Annotated in this window: 25 protein-coding genes and 2 tRNA genes; 12 read left to right on the top strand and 15 right to left on the bottom strand. The window is 65.8% G+C overall.

Features of this window, described 5'->3' with window-relative positions:
* Positions 1–6: 6 nt before the first annotated feature.
* The 3 genes from ettA to msrA all read right to left on the bottom strand — a co-directional run bounded on the left by ettA (position 7) and on the right by msrA (position 3,090).
* Positions 7–1,689: an energy-dependent translational throttle protein EttA gene (gene ettA, locus F8O04_RS13315; protein WP_158029886.1), complete on the bottom strand. Its 1,683-nt coding sequence runs from the start codon at positions 1,687–1,689 to the stop codon at positions 7–9.
* Positions 1,690–1,793: 104 nt separating this feature from the next.
* Positions 1,794–2,357 (bottom strand): single-stranded DNA-binding protein, encoded by a 564-nt coding sequence (locus F8O04_RS13310; protein WP_188726505.1) that lies wholly within the window; start codon positions 2,355–2,357, stop codon positions 1,794–1,796.
* Between the two features lie 208 nt (positions 2,358–2,565).
* On the bottom strand, positions 2,566–3,090 hold the full coding sequence (msrA, locus tag F8O04_RS13305; RefSeq protein ID WP_158029884.1) for a peptide-methionine (S)-S-oxide reductase MsrA: 525 nt from the start codon (positions 3,088–3,090) through the stop codon (positions 2,566–2,568).
* Between the two features lie 101 nt (positions 3,091–3,191).
* Between msrA and F8O04_RS13300 the strand changes: the two genes are divergently transcribed.
* Positions 3,192–3,443 (top strand): hypothetical protein, encoded by a 252-nt coding sequence (locus tag F8O04_RS13300; protein ID WP_158029883.1) that lies wholly within the window; start codon positions 3,192–3,194, stop codon positions 3,441–3,443.
* A gap of 32 nt (positions 3,444–3,475) precedes the next feature.
* Here F8O04_RS13300 and nadE read toward each other — a convergent pair whose 3' ends face one another.
* Entirely contained in the window at positions 3,476–4,315 is an 840-nt protein-coding gene (gene nadE, locus F8O04_RS13295) for an ammonia-dependent NAD(+) synthetase (protein ID WP_158029882.1), read from the bottom strand.
* 338 nt (positions 4,316–4,653) lie between these two features.
* Positions 4,654–5,214, bottom strand: coding sequence for a TetR/AcrR family transcriptional regulator (locus F8O04_RS13290; protein WP_225735111.1), 561 nt, complete (start codon positions 5,212–5,214; stop codon positions 4,654–4,656).
* Positions 5,215–5,441: 227 nt separating this feature from the next.
* On the opposite strand from F8O04_RS13290, the gene F8O04_RS13285 reads away from it, so the two are divergent.
* Positions 5,442–6,719 carry a serine hydrolase domain-containing protein gene (locus F8O04_RS13285; protein ID WP_188726506.1) on the top strand — a complete coding sequence of 426 codons (1,278 nt, stop codon included), beginning with the start codon at positions 5,442–5,444 and terminating at the stop codon, positions 6,717–6,719.
* 120 nt (positions 6,720–6,839) lie between these two features.
* On the opposite strand, the gene F8O04_RS13280 is transcribed toward F8O04_RS13285, so the two are convergent.
* Positions 6,840–6,915: transfer RNA gene (locus F8O04_RS13280), tRNA-Arg, on the bottom strand.
* Between the two features lie 48 nt (positions 6,916–6,963).
* Here F8O04_RS13280 and orn point away from each other — a divergent pair.
* A complete protein-coding gene (orn, locus tag F8O04_RS13275; RefSeq protein WP_158029879.1) occupies positions 6,964–7,584 on the top strand; it encodes an oligoribonuclease in 621 nt (206 codons plus the stop codon).
* Between the two features lie 55 nt (positions 7,585–7,639).
* Positions 7,640–7,715, top strand: a tRNA-His gene (locus tag F8O04_RS13270).
* A gap of 139 nt (positions 7,716–7,854) precedes the next feature.
* Here the strand turns inward: F8O04_RS13270 and F8O04_RS13265 are convergent.
* The gene (locus F8O04_RS13265) at positions 7,855–8,097 is read right to left on the bottom strand and encodes a hypothetical protein (RefSeq protein WP_158029878.1); all 243 of its coding nucleotides are present in this window, start codon (positions 8,095–8,097) and stop codon (positions 7,855–7,857) included.
* A 116-nt stretch (positions 8,098–8,213) separates the two neighbouring features.
* Between F8O04_RS13265 and F8O04_RS15195 the strand changes: the two genes are divergently transcribed.
* On the top strand, positions 8,214–8,348 hold the full coding sequence (locus tag F8O04_RS15195; RefSeq protein ID WP_263971344.1) for a hypothetical protein: 135 nt from the start codon (positions 8,214–8,216) through the stop codon (positions 8,346–8,348).
* Between the two features lie 85 nt (positions 8,349–8,433).
* Here the strand turns inward: F8O04_RS15195 and F8O04_RS13260 are convergent, their stop codons facing one another.
* The 4 genes from F8O04_RS13260 to F8O04_RS13245 are packed head-to-tail and all read right to left on the bottom strand — an operon-like array spanning position 8,434 to position 12,103.
* Positions 8,434–9,042, bottom strand: coding sequence for a response regulator transcription factor (locus F8O04_RS13260; protein WP_308420220.1), 609 nt, complete (start codon positions 9,040–9,042; stop codon positions 8,434–8,436).
* Between the two features lie 8 nt (positions 9,043–9,050).
* Entirely contained in the window at positions 9,051–10,355 is a 1,305-nt protein-coding gene (locus tag F8O04_RS13255) for a sensor histidine kinase (protein WP_188726507.1), read from the bottom strand.
* Between the two features lie 48 nt (positions 10,356–10,403).
* Complete coding sequence (locus F8O04_RS13250) at positions 10,404–11,150, bottom strand: ABC transporter permease (RefSeq protein ID WP_158029875.1); 747 nt, start codon at positions 11,148–11,150, stop codon at positions 10,404–10,406.
* 17 nt (positions 11,151–11,167) lie between these two features.
* A complete protein-coding gene (locus F8O04_RS13245; protein WP_158029874.1) occupies positions 11,168–12,103 on the bottom strand; it encodes an ABC transporter ATP-binding protein in 936 nt (311 codons plus the stop codon).
* 445 nt (positions 12,104–12,548) lie between these two features.
* On the opposite strand from F8O04_RS13245, the gene F8O04_RS13235 reads away from it, so the two are divergent.
* From F8O04_RS13235 to F8O04_RS13200, 7 genes are all read left to right on the top strand, one after another.
* Positions 12,549–13,250, top strand: a complete 702-nt coding sequence (locus F8O04_RS13235) for a TetR/AcrR family transcriptional regulator (RefSeq protein WP_188726508.1) — start codon at positions 12,549–12,551, stop codon at positions 13,248–13,250.
* Positions 13,247–14,158: an ABC transporter ATP-binding protein gene (locus F8O04_RS13230; RefSeq protein ID WP_158029871.1), complete on the top strand. Its 912-nt coding sequence runs from the start codon at positions 13,247–13,249 to the stop codon at positions 14,156–14,158. The genes F8O04_RS13235 and F8O04_RS13230 overlap by 4 nt, the downstream gene beginning before the upstream one ends.
* On the top strand, positions 14,155–15,753 hold the full coding sequence (locus tag F8O04_RS13225) for an ABC transporter permease (protein WP_158029870.1): 1,599 nt from the start codon (positions 14,155–14,157) through the stop codon (positions 15,751–15,753). Before F8O04_RS13230 ends, F8O04_RS13225 begins: the two co-directional genes overlap by 4 nt.
* Before the next feature lie 108 nt (positions 15,754–15,861).
* Positions 15,862–16,548, top strand: a complete 687-nt coding sequence (locus F8O04_RS13220) for an SDR family NAD(P)-dependent oxidoreductase (protein ID WP_225735110.1) — start codon at positions 15,862–15,864, stop codon at positions 16,546–16,548.
* Between the two features lie 394 nt (positions 16,549–16,942).
* The gene (locus tag F8O04_RS13215; protein ID WP_158029868.1) at positions 16,943–17,437 is read left to right on the top strand and encodes a DUF6506 family protein; all 495 of its coding nucleotides are present in this window, start codon (positions 16,943–16,945) and stop codon (positions 17,435–17,437) included.
* 536 nt (positions 17,438–17,973) lie between these two features.
* Positions 17,974–19,008 carry an FAD-dependent monooxygenase gene (locus F8O04_RS13205; protein WP_225735072.1) on the top strand — a complete coding sequence of 345 codons (1,035 nt, stop codon included), beginning with the start codon at positions 17,974–17,976 and terminating at the stop codon, positions 19,006–19,008.
* A 33-nt stretch (positions 19,009–19,041) separates the two neighbouring features.
* Positions 19,042–19,605, top strand: coding sequence for a TetR/AcrR family transcriptional regulator (locus tag F8O04_RS13200; protein WP_158029866.1), 564 nt, complete (start codon positions 19,042–19,044; stop codon positions 19,603–19,605).
* A 98-nt stretch (positions 19,606–19,703) separates the two neighbouring features.
* Here the strand turns inward: F8O04_RS13200 and F8O04_RS13195 are convergent, their stop codons facing one another.
* Genes F8O04_RS13195 through F8O04_RS13180 form a run of 4 tightly spaced genes read right to left on the bottom strand, consistent with a single transcriptional unit; the run spans position 19,704 to position 23,184 of the window.
* Positions 19,704–20,501, bottom strand: a complete 798-nt coding sequence (locus tag F8O04_RS13195; protein ID WP_158029865.1) for an ABC transporter permease — start codon at positions 20,499–20,501, stop codon at positions 19,704–19,706.
* Positions 20,498–21,283: an ABC transporter permease gene (locus F8O04_RS13190; protein WP_158029864.1), complete on the bottom strand. Its 786-nt coding sequence runs from the start codon at positions 21,281–21,283 to the stop codon at positions 20,498–20,500. Before F8O04_RS13190 ends, F8O04_RS13195 begins: the two co-directional genes overlap by 4 nt.
* Positions 21,280–22,062: an ABC transporter ATP-binding protein gene (locus tag F8O04_RS13185; RefSeq protein WP_158029863.1), complete on the bottom strand. Its 783-nt coding sequence runs from the start codon at positions 22,060–22,062 to the stop codon at positions 21,280–21,282. The genes F8O04_RS13190 and F8O04_RS13185 overlap by 4 nt, the downstream gene beginning before the upstream one ends.
* 39 nt (positions 22,063–22,101) lie before the next feature.
* Positions 22,102–23,184, bottom strand: coding sequence for an ABC transporter substrate-binding protein (locus F8O04_RS13180; protein ID WP_158029862.1), 1,083 nt, complete (start codon positions 23,182–23,184; stop codon positions 22,102–22,104).
* Positions 23,185–23,204: the final 20 nt, after the last annotated feature.

Raw genomic sequence — 23,204 nt, 5'->3', positions numbered from 1 at the left:
TCCGCCCTAGTCGCGCGTGAGCTTGCGGTAGGTGACGCGTGAGGGCTTGGCGGCCTCGGGGCCCAGACGGCGTACCTTGTCTTCTTCGTAGCCCTCGAAGTTGCCCTCGAACCAGTGCCACTCGCTCGGGTTCTCGTCGGTGCCCTCGTAGGCCAGGATGTGCGTCGCGACGCGGTCGAGGAACCACCGGTCGTGCGTGATGACCACGCCGCAGCCGGGAAAGTCGAGCAGGGCCTTCTCAAGGCTCGACAGGGTCTCGACGTCAAGGTCGTTCGTCGGCTCGTCGAGCAGCAGCACGTTGCCACCCTGTTTGAGGGTGAGCGCGAGGTTGAGGCGGTTGCGTTCCCCGCCCGAGAGCACACCGGCCTTCTTCTGCTGGTCGGGCCCCTTGAACCCGAACTTCGACACGTACGCGCGGGAGGGGATCTCGACATTGCCGACCTGGATGTAGTCGAGGCCATCGCTCACGACCTCCCAGAGCGACTTGTTGGGGTCGATGCCGCCTCGCGACTGATCGACGTACGACAGCCGCACGGTCTCACCGATCTTGAGGTCGCCGTCGTCGAGCTCCTCGAGGCCGACGATCGATTTGAAGAGCGTGGTCTTGCCGACACCGTTGGGCCCGATGATGCCGACGATGCCGTTGCGGGGCAGCGAGAACGAGAGCCCCTCGAACAGCACCCGGTCGTCGAAGCCCTTCTTGAGGTCTTTGGCCTCGATGACCACCTGCCCGAGCCGCGGGCCCGGCGGAATCTGAATCTCCTCGAAGTCGAGCTTGCGGGTGCGCTCGGCCTCTGTGGCCATCTCTTCGTACCGGGCGAGACGCGCCTTCGACTTCGCCTGGCGCCCCTTGGCGCTCGAACGAACCCACTCGAGTTCTTCCGCGAGCCGCTTGGCGAGCTTGACGTCCTTCTGGCCCTGGACCTTCAGGCGCTCTCCCTTCTTCTCGAGGTACGTCGAGTAGTTGCCCTCGTACGGATAGAGGCGGCCGCGGTCGACCTCGGCGATCCATTCGGCGAGGTTGTCGAGGAAGTACCTGTCGTGCGTGATGGCGATGACGGCGCCCGGGTACTTCTGCAGGAACTGCTCGAGCCACTGCACGCTTTCAGCGTCGAGGTGGTTCGTGGGCTCGTCGAGCAGCAGCAGGTCGGGCTTCTCCAGCAGGAGCCGGCACAGCGCCACGCGTCGCTTCTCGCCGCCGGAGAGCACGGCGATTTCGGCGTCGGGGGGAGGCAGTCGGAGGGCGTCCATGGCCTGTTCGAGCTGCGAGTCGAGATCCCACGCATCGGCCGCGTCGATCGCCTCCTGCAGTTTGCCCATCTCGTCCATGAGGGCGTCGAAGTCGGCGTCGGGCTCGGCCATCTCTGCCGAGATCTCGTTGAAGCGGTCGATCTTGCCCTTGATCTCGCCGACCCCGAGTTCGACGTTCTCGCGGACGTTCTTCGTCTCGTCGAGCTCCGGCTCCTGCATGAGAATGCCGACCGTGTAGCCGGGGCTCAGCGAGGCCTCGCCGTTCGAGGGGGTGTCGAGACCCGCCATGATCTTGAGGATCGTCGACTTGCCAGCGCCGTTCGGGCCGACCATGCCGATCTTCGCTCCGGGGAGAAACGACATGGTGACGTCGTCGAGGATGAGCTTGTCGCCCACCGCCTTGCGGGCGCGAACCATTGAATAGATGTACTCAGCCATGATGCGCCACAGTCTATTGGCGCCCGGTGGCACGCGCTGACACCGCGATCAGCGAGTGGGGGGACGGTCGCGTCGACGGGCGGGCGGGAGGGCGACCAGTGCGATCAAAAGGGCGGCTCTTCGGCCGTCCTCGAGGCACCGGCACCGGGCGCGCCCCAGTCGCCGGACGGCACGGTCGCCGCGCCGATCGCGGCGGTCTGGGGCTCGGTGGCGCCGAGCGGCGCCGACCCCGGCGTTGGACCGGGCGTCGACGCTCCCGTGGAAGCATGGCGGTCGGCGTTGTCCGGGTGGCCCGGCTGCGCCGGTGGGTTCGACGGTGGCCGCCGCGTGACGGCGGCGGTCGCGACGAGCAGGTCGGGGCCGATGTGATCGGCGTCGATTTCGACGGCAACGCCGCTGCCGCGATCGTTCTCCCATGGGCGCACTCGCACTCGGCCCGTCACGATGAGCTGCTGGCCCTTGTCGACGCTGTCGCGGACGCTCTCGGCCATGCCGCGGAGGGCGCGCACCGTGAACCAGCTCGTCGGGCCGTCCTCCCACTCCCCCGACTTCTTTCGCCACCGCTCGGTGGTCGCCAATCTGAAGGTGGCTTCCAGGTCGCCCCACGGTGTGGTGCGCGTGTCCGGTTGGCCGCCGACGCGGCCGATGAGGGTGATGTGATTCTGCACGTGGTCTCCACTCGAAGGGGCGCCGCGGCGCCGGCTGGCGACCCGGCGCGGCGCTCGTGCCGGATCGCTCCGCGCCGGGTCGCAGCTAGTGTGCGAGAGCGGAGCACGGCGCCGCGCGAAGTGCTCCGTCACCTGTGGACGAGCGGAACTCCACAGGCGGCGGGCGACGAGGAAACGCGGCGAGAGCGGCGACCTGGGCGCCTTCGCTCTACGCCTTCAGATACTCGGTGAAGCGCTGCCGGATCTTGTTCACCTTGGGGACGGCCACCGCAAGGCAATATCCCTGACCGGGGTTCTTCGCGAAGAAGTCCTGGTGATAGTCCTCGGCTTCGAAGACCTCGCCGAGCGGTTCAACGGTGGTCACGACGCCGCCGCCCCACGCCTCGTCGGCGCGCGCCCGGGCGGCCTCGAAGCGTTCACGTTGTTCGTCGCCCTCGTAGAACATCGCGGAGCGGTATTGCGTGCCGACGTCGTTCCCCTGCCGGTTGAGCTGCCGCGGGTCGTGCATCGTGAAGAACGCGTCGAGGATCACGTCCGCCGGAATGACCTCCTCGTCGAACTCGACGCGCACGGCCTCGGCGTGCCCGGTCGTGCCGGTACACACGACCTCATAGTCGGGAGCGGGATGGCTGCCGCCCGTATAGACCGAGACGACGTCGGTGACCCCGCGCAGGGCGCGGTACGCCGCGTCGAGGCACCAGAAGCATCCACCTGCGAGCACAAAGGAAGTCATGGGCCCAGCGTACGACGCGAGACCGTGAATGTCGGTGGGTGCCCATAGCGTGCACAGCACCACGAAACGCCGGGCCGGCGGCACGAGAGAGAGGACCACCGATGAACGTCAATCTGCTCATTCCGCGTCCCGCTGCCGTGCGCGAAACCGTGCGCGGGGTCGTGCGCCAGCAGCTCAACGCCACACTCTGGCGCATCACCCGCCAGAGCGGTGAAGTGCTGGGCTACGTCGAACACCTCGGCGAGGTCGGCCATCCCTACCGCGCCAAGCGCATGCTGCCCGACCGCCGCGGCTTCATGGGCTTCGGCGACTTCGACGACCTCGGCGAGGCCGTCGAGGCGTTGCGGCACTGAGCACTGCGGGCGGTTCCTGCCAGTCTGCGCGCTTACGTGCCCGGAAGTGCCTCGCGCCACCACGTGTCGAACGGCGTGGCAGGAACGGTGCGCTTGTGGCGCGTCGCCCAGTACATGCGCGCGATCCTCTCGGCGACCTCGTCGGCGACCTCGCCGCCCTCGAGATAGGTATCGATGTCGACGTACTGAAGACCGAGGTCTTCTTCGTCGGACTGCCCGGGGGCGTCGTCGAGCAGGTCGGCGGTCGGGGTCTTCGTGTACAGCGCCGACGGCGCCTCAAGGGCCTCGAGCAGGGCGCGTCCCTGCCGCTTCGTGAGCCCGGTCAGCGGCATGAGGTCGGCGGCCCCGTCGCCGTACTTCGTGAAGAACCCGGTCACGGCCTCGGCTGCGTGGTCGGTGCCGACCACAAGCAGGCGCCGGTCGCCCGCGAGCGCGTACTGCGCCACCGCGCGCTGCCGTGCCTTCACGTTGCCCTTCGTGAAGTCGGTGATCGATACGCCCGTTGCCGTCTCGAACTCCTGCTCGATGCCGTCGGTCGCGGGCTTGATGTTGAACGTCACCCGCTCATCCGGGGCGATGAAGTCGAGGGCGAGCTGCGCATCGTCCTCGTCGGCCTGCACGCCGTGTGGAAGCCGGACGGCGACGAACGTCGCATCGCCGCCGTCGGCGCGGACGCGTTCGACGGCGAGCTGGGCCAGCTTGCCCGCGAGCGTCGAATCCTGCCCGCCGGAGATGCCAAGCACGTAGCCGGCGGCTCCCGTGACCGTGAGATAGTCGGCCAGGAATGCGATGCGCGAGTCGACCTCACGTCGCGGGTCGATGCTCGGGTTGACGCCGAGCTCACTCATGATCTGCGACTGCAGTGCTCGCATACGTGCACCTCCGGAAAGAGAATTCGGGCGGCCCGTCTCGGGGTCGAAGGTCGTGGCTTCGCGCTCGACTCGGGTGTCTCCAGCGTAGCGACGCGCACCCGCCGTGGCGAAGGGCATTCGTCGATGGGTCGCCGCGATTGGCATCGTGCGATGGGTGGCAATGGCCACTCCTGGCCTGGGGCCTGGTCGACCCTCCTAACGCCGAGACAGGGCCGAGACCGCAAGGCCACCACCGAAGGCCACCAGTGCGTCTCCAACGCTTGATGGCACCCAGCACGCTGCCCGGCACCTGCTACGACCGTGCGTCAAACGTTCGCCGGTTCGATGATTCTTCTTCCCTACCAACTCAATGTTCGATGTGCACAAGCACTTGAGAAAAGTGCGCTCATGCGTGTCGCTATCGCCCTGCGGGCCTGATTGCCCTCGTCACCGGTAGGGCTAGTGAGCAACTGGTGGCAGAGGCCCTCCGTCAACGAGAGGAGTACATAAGCCTCCAGCTCCGGGTCGACGGAGCCGAGGTCCGGGATCTCGCCACATCTGCCTGCGTTCTCGATCGCTCGAGCCGCTCGGTCTCTCAGTATCCGAGCGAAGCGCGTCTGGTGCTCGCGAAGCTCTTCGTTATCGAGGGCAAGACCGGCGAATGCCATACGCAGACGCGCTTCTTCACGTCGCGCTGTGTCGAGGGGCAGGAGCTGCTCGATGCCGGCGCGCAGCATGTCTTCAATGCGGGAGTGGCGCGTTTCGGCGAGCGCGGTAGCGCGCTCCACCCTGCCGAGAATACTCGCGAGTACGCGCTCGAGCGTGTCCACGATCAGCGCTTCCTTCGAGTCGTAATAGTGCTGCACCAGACCGACGGAAACCCCAGCGGCCCTCGCGGCGCTGGACATGGTCACCGACACGAGGCCGACCTCGAGCACTGATCTCCGGACCCCGCCACATATCTGGCTGCGGCGGGCTTCGTGGTCGGCGGTACGGGGCACGAAGTGCAGCCTAATAAAAGTATGATCATATTGCTATCATGATGCGCATTGCCGGAAGTCGTTGTGGAGCCGTGGCCCTCGCCGTCTGCGCGCTGACGTTCACTCCCGCCCCTGCTTTCGCGGGCGGGTCGCCGACGGATGCATATTTGGACGAATGGCAGCAGAGCAACTCGATCCCGGGGGTCGCCGTCGCGGTCCTGGACGGGGACGATGAGGATGTCTGGCTGCTCGGCAACGATGGGCATGCCGATCCGATCACGTCGAGCACGCCGTTCCTAATCGGGAGCGTGGCCAAGACGATCACCGGCACAATCGTGCTGCAGCTCGTCGACGACGGGCGGGTCGCGCTCGATGACACCGCGCGGACGCATCTGACCTGGCTCGAACATGACGCCACGATCCGGCAATTGCTCGACCATACCGCCGGATACTCTGCGCAGGATGGCCTCGCCGTCTCAGAACGCTATCGGGAGCAGCTGACGGTCACGGGTGCCGCGCGCGAACTCGATCACTCCGGCGAGATCGGCAGCTACTCCTACAGCAGTGCAAACTACCTGGTGCTCGGTGCACTCATCGAACAGGTCACCGGAAACTCATTCGCCGATGAACTGCACCAGCGCATCACCAGGCACGTCGGCATGGACGACAGTGGCGTCGACGGCGTGGTGCCCGGACTCCCTCCCGGCCATCGGCTGTGGTGGGGCAGCCCGGTCGCCTATGACCCCGGATCGGAGCCTTCCGGTGCTCCCTACGGCTACCTCGTCTCAACACTCGATGACCTCATGGCCTATTCCCGTGCCCAACTCGACGCAGGGCTGATCCCCGACGAGCTGCGCGCAGCCGCCTGGAGCGATCAGTCCGGAACGGACAGCGGGCAAGGCTACGGTCTCGGCTGGCGCATCGACGTCAGCGACGGCACGCTCCGCATCCACCACACCGGCGCGACTCCCGGCTACTTCGCGCACGTCATGCTCATGCCTGAAGAGGACCGCGCGGTCATCGTGCTTGCCAACGCATACTCCGAAGCAGGTGCGTCGAGTCTCGCCGCCGCCGCCGCGGACATCGACCGCCTCAGTCAAGGCGATGCCGCTGCACCACGAGCGGGCGATGCCGTCTTGACCATGCTCCCCTGGATGGCGCTCGCGCTCGCGGGCCTCGCGATCCTCGCATTCATCGCGGGGACCCTGCGCCACCCGAGAACACGAACAGTCACGGCGTCTCTCATGGTCGGCTCCGTGCTCGTCGCTCTCGCACTCACCATCGCGCCCATGCTGATGGGAACTCCCTGGCACGTCATCAGTACCTGGACCCCCGATGCTGCTCTCGGGCTCGTCGCGAGCATCATCGCCTGGTTGGCCGTCGCGCTGCTCCTCCTGGTCAGAGTCTGGCGATTCCGCCCCGCTCCTGCGAGACAGGGCGTCTAGGCCGCGAGCCCAAAGCACAGGTCACCGAACGCGACCGCCTCTACGACGAGCGCACCACGCTGCTCCAGGCCCACTACGCGGATCAAGCCGGGAACGTCGCTGGTTTGAAGGACGACGCTCTGGTGCCCCCGGCAGGATTCGAACCTGCGACACGCGGATTAGAAGGCCGCTGCTCTATCCCCTGAGCTACGAGGGCGTGCGCGGCAAGCGTATCGCGGCTTCGAGAGCCCTAACATGGGCCGTTATGGGAAACGGTAGGGATCGGCTCGTCTGGATCGACTGTGAGATGACGGGGCTCGACATCGCACGCGATGAGCTCGTCGAGGTCGCCGTGGTCATCACCGATTTCGAGCTGAACCTCATCGGCCCCGGATTCGACGTGGTGATCGCGCCATCGCAGGAGGCGCTCGACAACATGGGCGAGTTCGTACGCAACATGCACAGCGTGTCGGGGCTGCTGGAAGAGCTCCCGAACGGCATCACGCTCGATGAGGCGCAGACGCAGGTCCTCGCCTACATCCGCGAGCACGTGCCGACCGCGAAAGCGGCTCCCATCGCCGGGAACTCGATCGGAACGGACCGCACGTTCCTCGCCAAATACATGCCGCTCGTCGACGATCACCTGCACTACCGCAGCGTGGACGTCTCGACGATCAAGGAGCTGTCGCGCCACTGGTTCCCTCGCGCCTACTTCAACTCGCCCGAGAAGCACGGCGGCCACCGGGCAACGGCCGACATCCTCGAGTCGATCCGCGAGCTGCGGTACTACCGCGAGGCGGTGTTCGTCTCGAAGCCTGGTCCCTCGACGGATGACGTCAAGGCCGTGGCCGAGCGCGTGGTGTCGCAATTCACCCCGCACTTGTAATACACTGTCGTGGTTGCAGCCGCCGAGGTGTTCGTCTCGGAGCGCAACCGACGTGGTGGGTATAGCTCAGCTGGTAGAGCGCCTGGTTGTGGTCTAGGAGGCCGCGGGTTCAAGCCCCGTTACTCACCCCAAGCGGACAAGGTTCGAACCTTCGACCAAGGGACCACCCTTGGACAGGGTTCGGGCCTCGTTCTCGTTGCGGGCGTTCTGCGCCAATGTCAACGCGTCGGCGCCTGGACCTCCGCGTCGCTACTCGCTCCCGTTCGCGGGTTAGGTGTGGCCCAGTTCTGCGGTCTCGGTGGCCATCAGCCGGTCGAACTCCGCGTGCAGCCTGCCCGCGATGCTCTGCCGCATGACCGGGGAGACCTGGATGTGCTGGTAGTCCTGCTCGATCAGGTGCTCGACTTCTTCGATGAGCATCGCCTGGCGGGTACGGTCTGCGTTTCCTCTGCGCCTGCCGGCGCACACGAAGGAGGGGGAGATCTTGCCCTGCTTGTTCTTCGCGTTGGTCACCACCAGTCGTTCCGGCTCGTCCTCGCCCAGCTCGCGCGCGAGCTGGGCGTCAGCCCCGTTCCGATGCGCGAGGCGATCTGGATGCTGGAGGCCGAGGAGCTCAGGGAGAGGGGTACGTGCAGGTCAGCACCGAGCCGTTGTACGAGGTCGCGCACATGCTCAGCAAACAGGGCCCGGTCAAGCGAACGGCGCTTGAGCGGGTCGCCCCCTCCGGGATCGGGCGCATGCCTCTCTCCATCGTGCTCGAGTAGAGCGGGAATGGGGTTGTCACGGGTCGGGAAATAGTCTGAGGCAGTTCCCGGTAGCGGTCTTGCCGTGCGCTGGCCAATAGCGAGGTCACGTGAGCAGGCGACGACGGTAACCCTCGGCCACCGCCGAGGCGCGATCACGAACGCCGAGTTTGTCGTAAATGTGCTGCAGATGAGTCTTGATGCTTGCTTCGCCGATGAACAAGGCCGTAGCGGCCTCTCGATTCGAACTGCCGTTCGCGACCAACTGCAGTACCTCCTTCTCTCGATCGGTCAGTGCGCCGGCACTGGGCCTCCGAACCTGCCCCATAAGGTGCTGCGTCGCGGACGGCGCGAGCACCGACTCCCCGCGCGCAGCTGCACGGACGGCTCGCATCAATTCTTGAGGCAGAGCATCTTTCAGGAGATAGCCGATCGCACCCGCCTCGATCGCCGGCAGTACGTCGCGCTCACTGTCGAAGGTAGTGAGGATCAACACGCGCGCATCCGGGGCTTGCTCGCGCAGGGCAGCAGTGGCAGCGGCGCCGTCCATTCGGGGCATCCGAAGGTCCATGAGCACAACATCCGGTGCAAGCGTCCTCGCACGTTCGATGACCTCAGCTCCATCACCGGCTTCGCCAACCACGACGATGTCCTCCACGTCCGCGAAGGTGTCGCGAAGGCCGCCCCTCACGATCGGGTGGTCGTCGACGATCACTAGTCGAATCATCGGTCGGGCGCCGCCTTTGGGCTCGTTCCTCCGGGGGCGATCGCGGGAACGCGCGCACTGACGGATGTTCCTTCGCCCGGTGTGCTCTGTACCTCCACCTGACCGCCGACTCCTCTGATGCGCTGGCGCATGCTCGTCAACCCGAAGCCGACGCCGACTCCTGTCGCGAACCCGCGTCCATCATCCCGCACGTCCAACAACACCTCGGGGCCTGTATACGACAGTGTGACTCCGACGCGCGAGGCCCCAGCGTGTTTCGCCACATTGGTCAGCGATTCCTGTGCTGCCCGGAACAGCGACACCTCGATCGCCGGGCTCAGTGGCACTCGAGCACCTGTGACCTCAACCTGAGCTCGCGTCCCTTCGTCCCGCGACCATCGCTCGGTCAGCGTACGGAGCGCGTCGGGGAGGTGCGCTCTCCCAAGTTCCTGGGGAGCGAGCGCCCGGACGGACCGTCTGGCCTCCGTCAGACTGCTGCGCGCAAGCCGAAGTGCGCGCGAGATGTGCTCGTCCGTATCACCGTGCAGCCCCGCGGAACGCTCCGCTGCCTGGAGTTGCGTGATGATGCCGGCGAGACCCTGGGCCAGCGTGTCGTGGATCTCGCCAGCCAATCGCTGCCGCTCGTCCTGCGTCCCGGACTCACGGGCTTGGGCAACCAGCTGCGCATGGAGCCCAGCGTTCTCGTGCAATGCCTCCTCGAGTCGCTCGACGAGTTCCTCACGCTTGCGTTCCTCCGGTTCGCTGCGCGCCGTCAGCAGGATGCCCACCCCGATAGCCGCAGTCTGCAGGACGACGATCAGGATGGACTCCGCCAGCATGTCGGGGGTCGCGTCCGCCCATACACGCATCGCCGTGCCGTTGAGGACCACGGAGGTGGCCAAGACCCCGAGCACCCCCAGCGGCCACGGCCTGAGCAGGTACGCGTGGAAGAAACCCGCGACGGTGAAGACGAGGAAGATGTCGGCGTAGGTCATCAGGGTGACGCACAGCGCCAGCAGCCCGACGAAGTAGATGCCGGCCCACACGGGCCGGAGCGTCCTCCTCCTGAGGGGCAGCGTGTGCCCGAATAGCACCCACAGCACCGAGACCGCGACCAACCCCAGGACGGATGCGCCCTGAGGCCAGAAGCGATCACCCGAGGTCGGAAGCACCCACGAGAAGTAGATCGCCGTCGAGGTCGTCAGCAGCAGCCACGGTGTGAGCAGCTGCAGAAGATCCCAGACCCGCAGCTGCTCCTTCTTCCAGGCCAACCGAGAACGATTTGCGATCTCCGCCTCTTCCGCGATGGCGAGCTCGTGCATCCCGGAGCTCGGTTGTGCAACCGCGCCGGCATCTCGCATCATCCACACCTACTCCCAGCGGAAGATCTTGGCGGCGACCGCGCTCGCGACCACCGCGATACTCGCCATTATGGCAATCTGCAGCCAAAAGGGCTGCCCGCCGGCGGTGGCGGTGATCTCGCCCGCTTCGGCGGACCACGCCGCAGTGAGAGCCTGCAGCCCGGGCGGGACGAACTCGCCGGCCATGCGCAGCACGTCGGGCATGACGACACGGGGCAGGAAGGCCCCGCCGAAGAACATCAGCGCAACGAACAGTAGGGTGCCGATCTGGTTGGCGGTGCCGCTCGTGCGAACCAAGGCCGCTGAGATCAGGCCGAGTCCAAGTAGCGCCGCATAGCCGACCACGAAAGCAACGATGAACTCCACAGGCCGCTCGGGCGGCGCGATGCCCAGCACCGCCCACGCGAGGACGATCATGAGTGCCGCGGAGACGACCACGGAGGCGAACGCGACGATCATCTGCGCGATCAGCACGTTCCGCGGATGCGCAGGCGTGGTCGACAGCCTGCGCAGGATGCCTCGCTCACGATACGTCGCGATCACCGCCGGGACGTGCTGCACGGCGATCATCACCATCCCGAACACCAGTGCCGTCGGCGCCCAGACATCGATGGACCGAAGTTCACCGGTCTCCGGCGTCGACTCCCTGAGCGCCGGGACGGCGCCCAGCCCGAGCAGGAGTGCCGACGGGAACAGCACACCGAACATGACAGTGGCAGGATCCCGAAGGAACAGGTTCGTCTCGACCCTGATCATGTTCCCGAGTGCGCGCATCAGTCAGCCTTCCTCTCGACGGGTTCGGAGGACTCCGGTGCGCGTCCCGTGAATGCCAAGAACGCGTCGTCGAGGTTGGGCTGGTCGACGCGGAGATCCTCCGCTACAACCTGCGCCCTGGCGAGCGCCCCCGCGATGCCGCTCAGCAGTTGCCCCCTGCCAGTGACCAGCCAGCGGCCCTCGGTGATCTCAACATCGGTCACCTCGGTAAGCCCCGTCAACACACTCTTGTCCAGCGGCTGACTCACGCGGAACCGGACTTGTTGCACCGCGCTCGCCTGCGTGATCAGCCCTTCGGGCGTGTCCACTGCGGCAACCCGGCCACCATTGATGACGGCAATCCGGTCGCTGAGGCGCTTGGCTTCATCCATGAAGTGCGTGACGAGGAGAATCGTGACGCCCGTGTCACGCACCCGCTCGATGAGGCTCCAGGTGTCGCGCCTGGCCTGCGGGTCTAGTCCCGTCGTGAGCTCGTCGAGAATCGCGACCTTCGGGTTGCCAACCAGAGCGAGCGCGATCGACAGTCGCTGCTTCTGCCCGCCGGAAAGAGCCTTGTACCGCGTGTTTCGCTTCTCGGCGAGCCTGAGGAGCTCCATGAGCTCGCGCCAATCTACGGGGGCCCGGTAGAAGGAACTGTAGAGCTCGAGCGCTTCCGCGACTTTGATCGCGTCCGGAAAGCTGCTCTCCTGCAGTTGCACGCCGAGCTGTTCCCGCACCTCCGCCCGGTCCTTGATCGGGTCGAGTCCCAACACGGAGATCGTGCCCGAGTCGGGTGTTCGAAGCCCTGCGATGCACTCGACGGTTGTCGTCTTGCCAGCACCGTTAGGCCCGATGATGCCGAAAATCTCCCCCTCCTCAACAGTGAAAGAGACGTCTTCGACGGCAACGTGGTGCCCGTAACGCTTGTGCAGATGTTGTACTTCCAGGGCAATCATGCTGTGAAGCTACGGGCGCAGCGCACCCCGCCACATCGACCGCAGCATCTGAGACCGGGTTGATTCATGCATCCACCAAACGGTGGATACAGCGCTCTGGGAGCGCCGAGGCCCAATCTCTGTCGGCCTCAATCTCTGTCGGTCTCCCGCGTGGGCCCGCTCATCCACCGGCACCGCTGAGCCCACCCCGTCGAACCGCTCACACCTCTCAGACAGGACCTGTGCGCACCAACCGCCAACGATCCGACCGCATCCGCCGGCTCCCGTTCGAGACCGGGATCGTGCTACTGCGCTCTCCCACCACCGATCGTCCCGTCCTCCATCCGTGGCCAGAGCATCCCGACGGCAGGTTCGATGAGCACCGACCGCCGAGCAACTCACAGACACCCACCAAGTCGCGGCAATACGTTCGACTTGTAAACCAGTCACAGGTATAGTCGCTTGCGTGCCTTCTCACACCTACGAACCTCGTGACCTGACGGCGCGTGCCCGCATCCGGGACACCGCGCTGGAGCAGTTTGCCGAGCACGGCTTCGCGTCCGCCACTATGCGCGCAATCGGCGACGCGGCGGAGGTCTCGCTGGGGCTGGTGCAGCATCACTTCGGCTCCAAGGACGGGCTGCGCGCCGCATGCGATGAGTTCGTGATTGAAGTGTTCCGTCATCGCTTGCTCGTCCTGAACGACAAAGGGCAGTTGGCGAACCCGAATGCGCTCGCCGACCTGGCCGTTCAGGCGCCGCTGTTGCTGCGGTATCTGGCGCGTTCGGCGGTGGATGATTCCGATGCGGCTCGGGACGTGTTCGCACTTCTCGCCGAAGGTGCGGAGGAGTTTCTTTCCTCGACATGGCCTGATCGGTTCCCGCCCGACGCCGAACAGACGCGCGATACGGCTGCGGTTATGACTGCGATGCATAGCGGGATCGCGATCCTGCTGGGTCCGATCGCTCATCGGATGGGCGTCGACACGGCAACAGCTCAGGACTCCATGCGGATTGGCGCGGCCGTCATGAACCTCTACGGCGTGATGGGCCAGTTCACAGCGTCCGCAACAGGTGAAGGCATCCAAGCAGCGATGCAAACCCTCCGCGAGGAAACAGCCGCGGAGCAGGAGACGACGACAGACATGAGAACGAAGGAGAACGAGTGACCATCGCGATAGAGGTCACCAGCCTGGTGAAGACATTCGGCCGTAATCGTGCGCTGGACGGACTCGATCTCACCGTCGAGTCGGGGCAGGTGCATGGGTTCCTGGGGCCGAATGGGGCGGGAAAGTCCACGACGATCCGGATCGTACTCGGGTTGATGAGAGCCACCGCGGGGACCGTTCGACTGCTGGACGGCGACCCGTGGGCGACACCGGCGGCACTACACAAGCGGCTCGCGTACGTCCCCGGTGATGTGACGCTGTGGCCGAACCTCAGCGGCGGCGAGATCATCGACCTGCTGACCCGGATGCGCGGGAAGGCCGATCCCGCGCGCCGTGCCGAGCTGATCGACCGGTTCGAGCTCGACCCCCGAAAAAGGGCACGTACCTACTCCACAGGAAACCGTCAGAAAGTCGCTCTCGTTGCCGCGTTCGCCAGCGATGTCGAGCTGCTGATCCTGGACGAACCCACCTCGGGCCTCGACCCGCTCATGGAGGCCGTGTTCAAGGCATGCGTACGAGAGGCCACGGAATCCGGGCGTACGGTGCTGCTATCCAGCCACATCCTCTCCGAGGTCGAGGAGTTGTGCGATCACGTCACGATTGTCCGGTCCGGCCGCACCGTGGAGTCCGGAAATCTGGCGTCGCTGCGATCGCTGACCCGCACGTCGCTGACCGCGGAGATGGCGTCGATTCCGTCGGACATCGCGGGGTGGAACGGCGTGCATGACGTGAACGTGGACGGCACCCGAGTGCGGATGAACGTCGATCCTGACCAGCTCGGCGGCGTCGTCACAGCACTTGGCGCGGCCGGCCTCGCCGGCCTCGTCGCTCAGCCTCCGACGCTGGAAGAGCTGTTCATGCGCCACTACCACGCCCGAAACGTGGCGGGCACCGGAGAAACGCGATGACCGCCGCCACCATCGCTCCCCCAGCACGGGAAGGTGCAGGCACTGGCACATTTCGGGTCGTGCCGTTCCTGCTGCGCCGCGACCGTATCCTGCTGCCCATATGGGGTTTGCTCACCGTGGCAGTACTCCTCGGCGCCGTTGCTGGGGCCGAGAGCACCTATCCCACGGCACAATCGCGGATGGAACGGTTTCAGCAACTGCAGGAACTGCCGATCTTCCTGCTGTTCCAGAGCGCCGCGTTCGACGACAGCCTGGCCGCGCTGGCGACCCAGCAAGCCTTTGGCGCCACGACACTGTTCTCCGCCATCGGTGCCCTACTGCTCGTAGTCCGGCACACCCGGACCGAGGAACAGCACGGGCGACGCGAACTACTCGGCTCCACCGCGATCGGTCGCAACGCGCAGCTGGTGGCCTCCGTGCTCACCGTCATGGCAACCGGACTCGTTATTGGACTCGTCGGCGCTGCCGGTCTCCTCGGGCTCGGCTTCTCGATGCCCGGATCGCTGCTGTTCGGGCTGGTCGCCACCGGGGCAACGTGGATCGGCGTAGCACTCGGCGCGCTCCTTGCTCAGGTCACCGAGAACGCTCGCGCGGCAGCTGTCGCCGGCTTCGTGCTCGTCATGCTGCTGCACTACGTCCGCGGGCTCGGTCATCTCGCCGACGGCAGGCTGGAGTGGATCACGATGCTCTCTCCCGCCGGCTGGCTAGAGGGTGTACAGCCCTACGCCGGTGACCGCTGGTGGATGCTCTTGCCCGTCGCTGGGGTTGTCGCACTGCTGCTCCTGACTTCACTCGCGATCTCCTCCCGGCGCGACCTCGGGGAAGGGCTCATCGCCACACGCCACGGGCGCGCTTCCGGTGCGCCCTATCTGCGGGACGTGTTCGGTCTCTCGTTGCGTCAGAACGCCGCCTCGTTCCTCACTTGGGCCGTGGCCATCGCGCTGATCGGCGTGGCATTCGGCAGCGTCGGCACGGAGGCCGCGGCTGAGTACGGGGATACCACCTGGATGCTCGAATATGCGGCCGCGATGAGGATCGAGGACCCCGGACAGGCATTCTTCGTCTATACGGTGTTCGTGTTCGTGTTCCCCATTACCGCCTACGCGACCCTCAACGTTCTTCGGCTGCGCTCGGACGAGACCTCCGGCAACGCCGAGTTGCTGCTCTCCGCTCCCTTGACCCGCAGCCGCTGGGCGACTGCGACCATACTCACCACGCTGCTGGGCTCGGCCGCGCTCGTGGTGATCTTCGGCCTCGCTCTCACCGTGAGCTCCCCCGGCGTGGGCGGCCTATTCACTCTGACGTTCTCCCTTATCCCAGCGGTGTGGGTATTCGTCGGGATCGTCGTTTTGGCCATCGGGCTCGTTCCCCGTGCGGCGGTGGCGCTCGCCTGGATCGCCCTCGGAGCCGGGATAGCCGGCGAAATCCTCGTCAAGACCGGACTCCCCGATATCGTCTACCTCGCCACATCACCGATCGGCCACGTCAATCCCTACTACACCACGGCCTACTCCTGGATGGTGCTGCTCGCGATCGCGGCGCTCACGACTGTGCTCGGAATACTCGGCCTGCGACGCCGCGACCTGTCTCGTTAGCGGGCTGAGCAATCGCCATCGCCGACGAGCCGATCGAGCCATGACAGGACATCGGCTCGGACCGGTCGGCGGTGCCGTACTACGAAGGAGGATGACACCGTGGCTGTCATGGTGATTGGCGCGAGCCGCGGACTGGGAAGAGCCCTGCTCCGCGGGCTCGAACAGGACGGCCGCAACGTGGTGGGCGTTGCGCGGACAGCGCCGGACGCGTCGCGGCACTGGATCCAGGCAGACCTTTCCCGCCCTCGAGAAGCGGCCGAGCTCATTGCCGAGGGCGCGCCCAGTGGCCTGAGTACCGTGATCTACAACGTAGGAGCGTGGGAGCAAACTGCTTTCTCCTCCGCATATGACTTCGCGGTCAGCGACGAGGACGAGATCGAATCGCTGATTTCCGTCAACACCACCGCGGCGATACTCGTACTGCGCCGCCTCATTCCAGTGATTCTCAACAACGCTCAGCCACGAGTGATTCTCACGGGATCCACCTCAGGATTGGCTCGCTCCGGTCGCCCTGAGGTGGCGTTCGGAGCGTCGAAATTCGCATTAAACGGCATTGCCGCCGCCTTGCGCGAGGGATACCGCGATCGGAGACTGGCCGTGACAACGCTACAACTCGGCTACCTCAACACCGACGACGACCTCCACGTGCCGATCGACCAGGCCACAGTCAGAGGCGACGGCCGACTGATACCCGTGCACGACGTCGTCAGTGTGGTGCGAATGATCCTAGGCTTGTCGCCGTCATCGTTCGTCAGTGAAATCATCATGCCGGCGGTTCTGGATGACCGCTTCTAGGCACTGGACGTACTCGGCCGCCACGGCAGTGAAAGGCAAGGACGGTTGCTCAGTTGTTGTTGGTGGTGAAAAAGACGTGGGTCACCAAAACCCTCTCAACGTCGACTCAAAATGGCCCCCTTGGTGATGGTGGTCTCAGAGCATCGGGCTCCAAGCTCGTCCTCCATTTCGGACAGGAACCTCGTCCCCCGGCCCCGGCTCGCTCATTCATGCATTTTCGACGAGGATCGCGGCGTGAAGAACCATGTGTGCGATTGCGGATTCAGTTCTCGACGCGACGAGTGCCCAGATAGACCTCGCACACTCCTGGACCGAGCGCCTGAGGATCGCGATCAGAGTTCGCTGGGGGAATGAGTTGGACGCCTACGGAGTTTCACTGGGCATGGAGATACATGTGCTGTTCGAGGGTGTGCCGGGCGTGATCGTACGAAGCGATGGCGTCGTCATCGAGGGCGCCGACCTGGATAATGTCGTGCACGCTGCTGTCCGCGCCGCAGCGTCGGCCGATCGGATTGAGCTGTGCGGCGCCATGCCGGTCGACGTTGCCGCTAAGGTCCGTGAGGCCATCCGCGCCGATGTCGAAGTGCGGGTGAACCGTTATGGCTTCGAGTCGCTCGAACAGGTAGCCGCCTACAAGGCGGCCTATGCCACTGGCGGAGCGGGTGATGCGGCATTCTTCTACTCCGCTGCGCAATCAACTCCACTGACCAAACACGACGACGTTCTCGTCGCAGGCGTCGCGAACGAGAATGATCTCAGGGAGCGGGTTCGCGAAGCGCATTCTCGAGGCGCGGGCATCGTCGAGCTCTACGCAGGGCTCGGCGTCTCCGCCGCTGCGGTCGCCCGAGAGGCAAGCGCGCACGAGCTCCCAATCGGCTTCATCGACTGAGGTGCGACCTGGTCACCGTGGCGGCACTTCTGATGAGCACGCCGACAGTTTGCGGGCTAGGCGAGGTTGTGGGCGCGCTGCGGGAGTGGCAGTCCGACGGAGCACCATGGCAGCTTTACTCGAGCGACCCGGATTGGTTCTAGAGATTCGGCGAAGAGGCGGCGGTCAGGACCTGGAGCTGTGACGGGCGAATCCTTGCCGTCGGGCTGCTCGACGGCCCCACGCCGTTGTCGATGACCATGGCCCTGACCTTGTGCGCCTCGAGCGCCATCGTCTACACCCCGAGCACAACGTCGGCGCCGTCGCCACCTACATCTCCGCCGGCTTCCAGCCACTCTCTGAGGGTCGGGACCGACACCGACCCTCATAGTCGGCGTGACAGTGAGAGCTCGCATCGGCATCTTGGGGAGGGCTCGATGTGACACTCGCCTGATTACTCATGGTGGTCGACCCGGCCCCTGCACCACTAGCGCGACCGATGCAGGGACACTATGCCTGTAGTGTTTTCATGCGGTAACTGTAGTACGATACATCTCGTGAAGGGATCAGCAGTAATTGTTGGAGCAGGCATCGGTGGTCTGGCCGCCGGGCGGGCTTTGCGTGCAGTCGGCTGGCAGGTCGACATTCTCGAGCGCGCAGAAGGGCTGCCTCGCACTGGCACAGCGCTTGGAATGTGGCCGGAGGCCATCGCCGCGCTCGACGCTCTGGGCTTAGGTGAGCAGGTGCGGCGCCGCGCCGTGCTCCAACGTGGAGCGGAGTTCCTGCGCCCCGACGGACGAACGTTTGCCCGGGTCACGCCACAAGAGGCCGCTTACCTGATCTCCCGCCCCGCGCTGCACGAGCTGCTGCACGATGGCACTCTCGAGAGTGCTGTCGCCTGGAACTCGCCAGTGGTTGACCTCGATACACTTCCCGCCGCAGATCTGGTTGTGGGTGCTGACGGGATAAATAGTCAAGTTCGTCACTTCGTGGCACGTCGATTCTCCCCACCTCGGCCACTCGGCACGGTGGCCTACCGGGGCACCGTTCCCGGATCCGTTAGGTCCGTAACTGAAACATGGGGAAGCGGGCTGCTCTTCGGCATCACGCCGCAAGACTCGGGGACAACCAACTGGTTCGCCTGCGTCCGCGACGACGTATTGGCCGAACACGATCTCAAGATAGACATCCGCAACCTTCTAGAACGACTCTACGGAGGTTGGCATCCGGCCGTGACCAACGTCCTCGCAAAAGTGGATCCCGACCAGGTGGATAGGCGGCCCCTGTACGACTTGGCGCCCCTGCGATCCTTCGTTCGCGACCGTACTGTCGTCCTCGGAGATGCCGCCCATGCCATGGCACCCAGTGCTGGACGTGGAGCCTGCGAAGCATTAGTCGACGCCGTCGAACTCGCGAACTCCTTGGGGTCGGCGGACTCCGTAGCCGAGGGGTTGCGCGACTTTGACGCCAGACGACGACTGGCTGCCCAGCGCGTCGTTCGTATGTCGCGACAGATGAACCGACTCTCCACCGCCCGCCGTTTCACGCGAGCCCGGAACGTTGCGATGGGTGCCGTTGCGCGCTTGATATGAACGTATACGATCCCGACGCAAGAAGGCAGGAACATGAATGAGATTGCCACTGCTGCTGATACCAATCGAGCTCGCGCGCTTCGCGCGGCTCTGATGATCGTCGGCACCCAAGGTATCCGCGGGCTCACGCACAGTCGTGTCGATGTCTTCGCCGAGCTGCCCCGCGGTTCAACATCCAATTACTTTCGTACGCGTGCTTCCCTGTTGCACGGCGTCGTCGACCATCTGGCGACGACGGAGCTTGTGACCTTCGCCGGTGGTGTCCAACCACAGACAGTCGAGGAACTGGTGAAAGCCCTCACAGGATTCGTGCGCGAGGCCACCGGGCCCGGCCGCACACTGGCCGCCGCTCGACTGGTGTTCTTCACCGAAGCCTTCCATGACCCCGAGATTCGAGGGCCGCTGGAGCAGGCCCGTGACCGTGTCCACACCTCGGCGGCACAGATCCTCGAGTTATTGGGTGTGTCGAGACCTTTCGAAGCGGCACAGCGAGTTTTGGCCTACGTCGACGGAGCGATCCTCCAAGGACTCGTCTTCGGCGACGTCGCCGGAGTCGAGCGAGATCTTGACGCGGTGGTGCGGTCATGTCTGGCATGAGCCTCTGGCCGAGAAGATGTGGATTGTCTCGATCACTATGAGTCGCAGCGCCTCGATCGTCGCGTCTCGTGCCGTGGAGCGCAACGCAGGTGCGGCCGTCATCCTCCTGCGGCGACCGTGCGCGCGCCCCGACGGCGCGTTCCGCGCTCCCACGGAAGCAACGCCGGCCGGAGCACCCGGAACACGAGGTCGATCAGCAGGCCGAGCACGCCGACCAACACGAGGCCCGCGTACATCTGTTCCACGGCGAACTGCTGGCCCGCCCTGCGGATCATCGCACCCACCCCGGTCTCGGCGCCGACGAACTCCGCTGCGATCAGGGTGATCAGGCACGTCGCCATGCCCAATCGCAGCCCGTCGAATAGCGGGCCCGAGATTGCCGGGAACAGCAGTCGCGTCACGTAGCGCCAGCCCGTCGCGCCGAAGTTGCGCCCGGCCTCGATGACCTCGCTGTCGATGTCCCGCACACTGCCGCGGGTGCTGATGACGATCTGGAAGAAGGCGGTCGCGAACGCCGTGAGGATGTAGGCGATCTCTCCGCGCCCCACGATGATGATGAACAACGGCAGCAGCGCGATCTTCGGCAGCGGGTAGAGCGTGTCAGTAACCGGCCGGATCATGAGCTCCACGGTGCGCCAGACCCCCGAGGCGACGCCGATCGCGACGCCCAGGACCGCGGCGACCGCGAACGAGATCACGAGGCGCTGGACGGTGATCGCCATGTCGCCGCCCAGCCGCCCGGTCGCGAACTGCTCCACGATCGTCACGACGACGTCGCTCAGCGGTACGAAGAAGCGCCGATCCAGCACACCCGCGCGGGTCGCGACCTCCCACAGGAGGATGACGACGACCGGGATGCACCAGGTCTGCAGCGCTCGTCTCATGGCCGGGGTCATGATGTCTTCCTCGCATCCGCACGCCAGGGCAGGAGCCGATCGGCGAGCGCATCGAACCCGACGGTCGTGAGCAGACCGAGCACCGCGATGCACAGCAGCGCCACGTACATGTCGGTCACGCGCAGGGTCTGCCAGTTCTCCCACAGGAAGTTGCCGAGCCCGGAGGGCGCCCCGACCATCTCGATCGCGATGACGGCGATGAGCCCGAAGCCCAGTGAGATCCGGATGCCCGTCACGATCGACGGCAGCGCGCCGGGCAGGAACACCCGGAAGAACCGTCGCGCGCCGCGGCAGTCGTAATTGTCGGCCACCTCGATCAGCGTCCGGTTGATGCTGTGCACGCCTGCCACGGTGTACAGGATCATCACGATCAGCGGCGTCACGAGGGCCGTCAGCAGCACGGCTGTCTCGCTGCGGCCGAGCACGAACGTGAGGAAAGGGAAGAACAGCACGCCGGGGATCGGGTAGACGAACGACAGCAGCGTGCCCACGCCCCGCTCCGTCCACTGTGAGGCCGTGATCGCGATCCCCAGGCCCACGCCGATCAGCACGGCGAGGGCCACGGTGCCGACGAGGCGCCCGATGGTCGCGAGGATGTCGCCACCCAATCCCGTCTCGAGATCGAGGATGATGCCCGCGTTCGCAATGATCCGCGTCGGCGGCGGGAAGAACGTCATCGGGATCGCTCCGATCCGCGACAGCGCCTCCCACAGCCCGAGCAGGACGAGCGGGCCGACGGCGAGCGCCCAGCGCTCCCGGAGGAAACGCGCGAGTGCGTTCATTGCTCCCCGCCGGTCATGGCCGCCTGCACCTCGTCGCGGAGGTGGTTCCAGATGCCCTGCGACACCTTCGCGAACTCCTCCGTTCCCCTCAAATCGGGACCGCGGTCGACGGGGAAGTCGAGCTCGACGATGTCTCGCACCCGCCCGGGCCGCGCCGACATCAGCACCACGCGATCCGAGAGGAAGACGGCCTCGTCAATCGCGTGCGTGACGTACATCACCGTCGGGCGGGACTCCTGTCGCAGCTCCAAGATCTGCTCCTGCAGCAACGTACGGGTCTGCGCGTCCAGTGCCCCGAGCGGTTCGTCCATCAGGAGGATCTCGGCGTCCTGCGCAAGGGCCCGAGCGATGCCGACGCGCTGCTTCATCCCGCCGGACAGTTGATGCGGGTAGAAGTCGCCGAAGCGCCCGAGCCCGAGCCGAGCGAGCTGCTCATCGGCGATCTGCGCTGCCTCCTTCCGCGGCACCTCACGGTTGCGCGGGCCGAAGGCGACGTTGTCGCGCACCGACAGCCAGGGGAACAGCGCGTGCTCCTGGAACACCATGGCCGTCTTGGGCCGACCCGGTCTCGACGCCTGGATCTCCACCGATCCGGAGGTCGGGTCCTGCAGGCCGGCGACCAGCCGCAGGAGGGTCGACTTCCCGCATCCCGAGGGCCCGACGATCGCGACGAACTCCGACTCGGCGATCTCCAGCGAGATGTCCTCGAGCGCTGTCACGTCCTGTGCGCCGGCGAAGCGCTTGGTGACCCCGCTCAGCCGCACCTTGGCATCGTTCATCCGTGAGACCCCCCGCTCGTCGTCCGCATTCGCGGCCGGTCAACTTCCGAGCGCGGCGTCGCGCCAGGTGAAGTCCCAGATGTCCTCTTCGGGGATGATCTCGTCATAGTTCAGCGAGCCTCGCTCCATGTAGAAGTTCTGCAGCTCCAGCACCTGCTCGAGGTCGATGGAGAGGTCAGCGTGGATGTGGTGCTGCCGGGTCTGCGCGACGATCTCGGGGTCGGCTCCCGTGTACTCCTCGATCAGCTCGAGCATCTCCGGAGTGTCCCAGCCTCCCGTGTCGAGCTCCTCGGCCGCCATGGCGTAGGCGCGCATGAAGTCGGTCGCCAGCTCCGGGTTGTCATCGGCCCAGTCCGTGTTGAACAGGATGCCGGTGAACGGAATCGGCGGGGTGTCGGGCGTCTCCCAGGGACGGTAGCCGGCGCCGTTGTTCTCGGCCTGCGTCGGGAACGGCTCCGAGAGCACACCGCCCACGATCCCTCCGTTCGCGAGCGCCGGCACCTGGTCGGGGAACGGAATGTGCTCGACGTTGACATCGTCGATCGAGAGGCCGCCGCGCTCCAGCGCGAAGGCCAGCACCGCCTCCGTGACGACGCCGGGGCCGTTCACAGCGAACGTCTCGCCCGCGTAGTCCGACAAGTCCTCCGCGACCGTGGCGGCCTCCTCGAAGGATCCCGCGACCTGTGACGACAGGATGAAGTAGTCCTCGACGTACCCCATGTGCATGGGGGCCACGTATCGCACGGGCAGACCCTCGGCGAATGCGTTGTACGAGGCGGAGCCGATGCCGGCGAAACCTGCCTCATACTGCCCGGTCGCCACTCCGGTGATCGAGTCGTTACCGCTGCTGACCTCCAGCATCTCGACGTCGATGCCGACCTCGTCCGCGTACTTCTCGGCCATGAGGAACAGGGGAAGGGACGAGCCGGTCGCCAGGTAGGCGATGCGGATCGTGCCGCCGCCCCCGTCGCCGTCGCCTTCCGGCGGGGCGCCGTCGCCGAGGCCGTCGCCCTGGACGCACCCGGCGAGAACCAGGGTGGCGGCCGCGGCGAGGGCGGTGAGCGCCAGGCGTCGCGGCCGAGAGGTGCGCGAGACCGGTGAACGGGATGCTGTGCTGTTCATGCGGAAACTCCTTCGTTTCT

The sequence above is a fragment of the Pseudoclavibacter endophyticus genome (assembly GCF_008831085.1).
Taxonomy (GTDB): domain Bacteria; phylum Actinomycetota; class Actinomycetes; order Actinomycetales; family Microbacteriaceae; genus Pseudoclavibacter; species Pseudoclavibacter endophyticus.
Note: the sequence above shows the minus strand (reverse complement) of the source record. Positions and strands in the feature narration are given on the sequence as shown.

What these genes read in the sequence shown, in the direction of transcription:
- ettA (WP_158029886.1), bottom strand. Translation starts at nt 1,689, where the DNA reads ATGGCTGAGTACATCTATTCAATGGTTCGCGCCCGCAAGGCGGTGGGC.
- msrA (WP_158029884.1), bottom strand. Translation starts at nt 3,090, where the DNA reads ATGACTTCCTTTGTGCTCGCAGGTGGATGCTTCTGGTGCCTCGACGCG.
- F8O04_RS13300 (WP_158029883.1), top strand. Translation starts at nt 3,192, where the DNA reads ATGAACGTCAATCTGCTCATTCCGCGTCCCGCTGCCGTGCGCGAAACC.
- nadE (WP_158029882.1), bottom strand. Translation starts at nt 4,315, where the DNA reads ATGCGAGCACTGCAGTCGCAGATCATGAGTGAGCTCGGCGTCAACCCG.
- orn (WP_158029879.1), top strand. Translation starts at nt 6,964, where the DNA reads ATGGGAAACGGTAGGGATCGGCTCGTCTGGATCGACTGTGAGATGACG.
- F8O04_RS13255 (WP_188726507.1), bottom strand. Translation starts at nt 10,355, where the DNA reads ATGCACGAGCTCGCCATCGCGGAAGAGGCGGAGATCGCAAATCGTTCT.
- F8O04_RS13250 (WP_158029875.1), bottom strand. Translation starts at nt 11,150, where the DNA reads ATGATCAGGGTCGAGACGAACCTGTTCCTTCGGGATCCTGCCACTGTC.
- F8O04_RS13245 (WP_158029874.1), bottom strand. Translation starts at nt 12,103, where the DNA reads ATGATTGCCCTGGAAGTACAACATCTGCACAAGCGTTACGGGCACCAC.
- F8O04_RS13225 (WP_158029870.1), top strand. Translation starts at nt 14,155, where the DNA reads ATGACCGCCGCCACCATCGCTCCCCCAGCACGGGAAGGTGCAGGCACT.
- F8O04_RS13220 (WP_225735110.1), top strand. Translation starts at nt 15,862, where the DNA reads ATGGTGATTGGCGCGAGCCGCGGACTGGGAAGAGCCCTGCTCCGCGGG.
- F8O04_RS13200 (WP_158029866.1), top strand. Translation starts at nt 19,042, where the DNA reads ATGAATGAGATTGCCACTGCTGCTGATACCAATCGAGCTCGCGCGCTT.
- F8O04_RS13195 (WP_158029865.1), bottom strand. Translation starts at nt 20,501, where the DNA reads ATGACCCCGGCCATGAGACGAGCGCTGCAGACCTGGTGCATCCCGGTC.
- F8O04_RS13190 (WP_158029864.1), bottom strand. Translation starts at nt 21,283, where the DNA reads ATGAACGCACTCGCGCGTTTCCTCCGGGAGCGCTGGGCGCTCGCCGTC.
- F8O04_RS13185 (WP_158029863.1), bottom strand. Translation starts at nt 22,062, where the DNA reads ATGAACGATGCCAAGGTGCGGCTGAGCGGGGTCACCAAGCGCTTCGCC.
- F8O04_RS13180 (WP_158029862.1), bottom strand. Translation starts at nt 23,184, where the DNA reads ATGAACAGCACAGCATCCCGTTCACCGGTCTCGCGCACCTCTCGGCCG.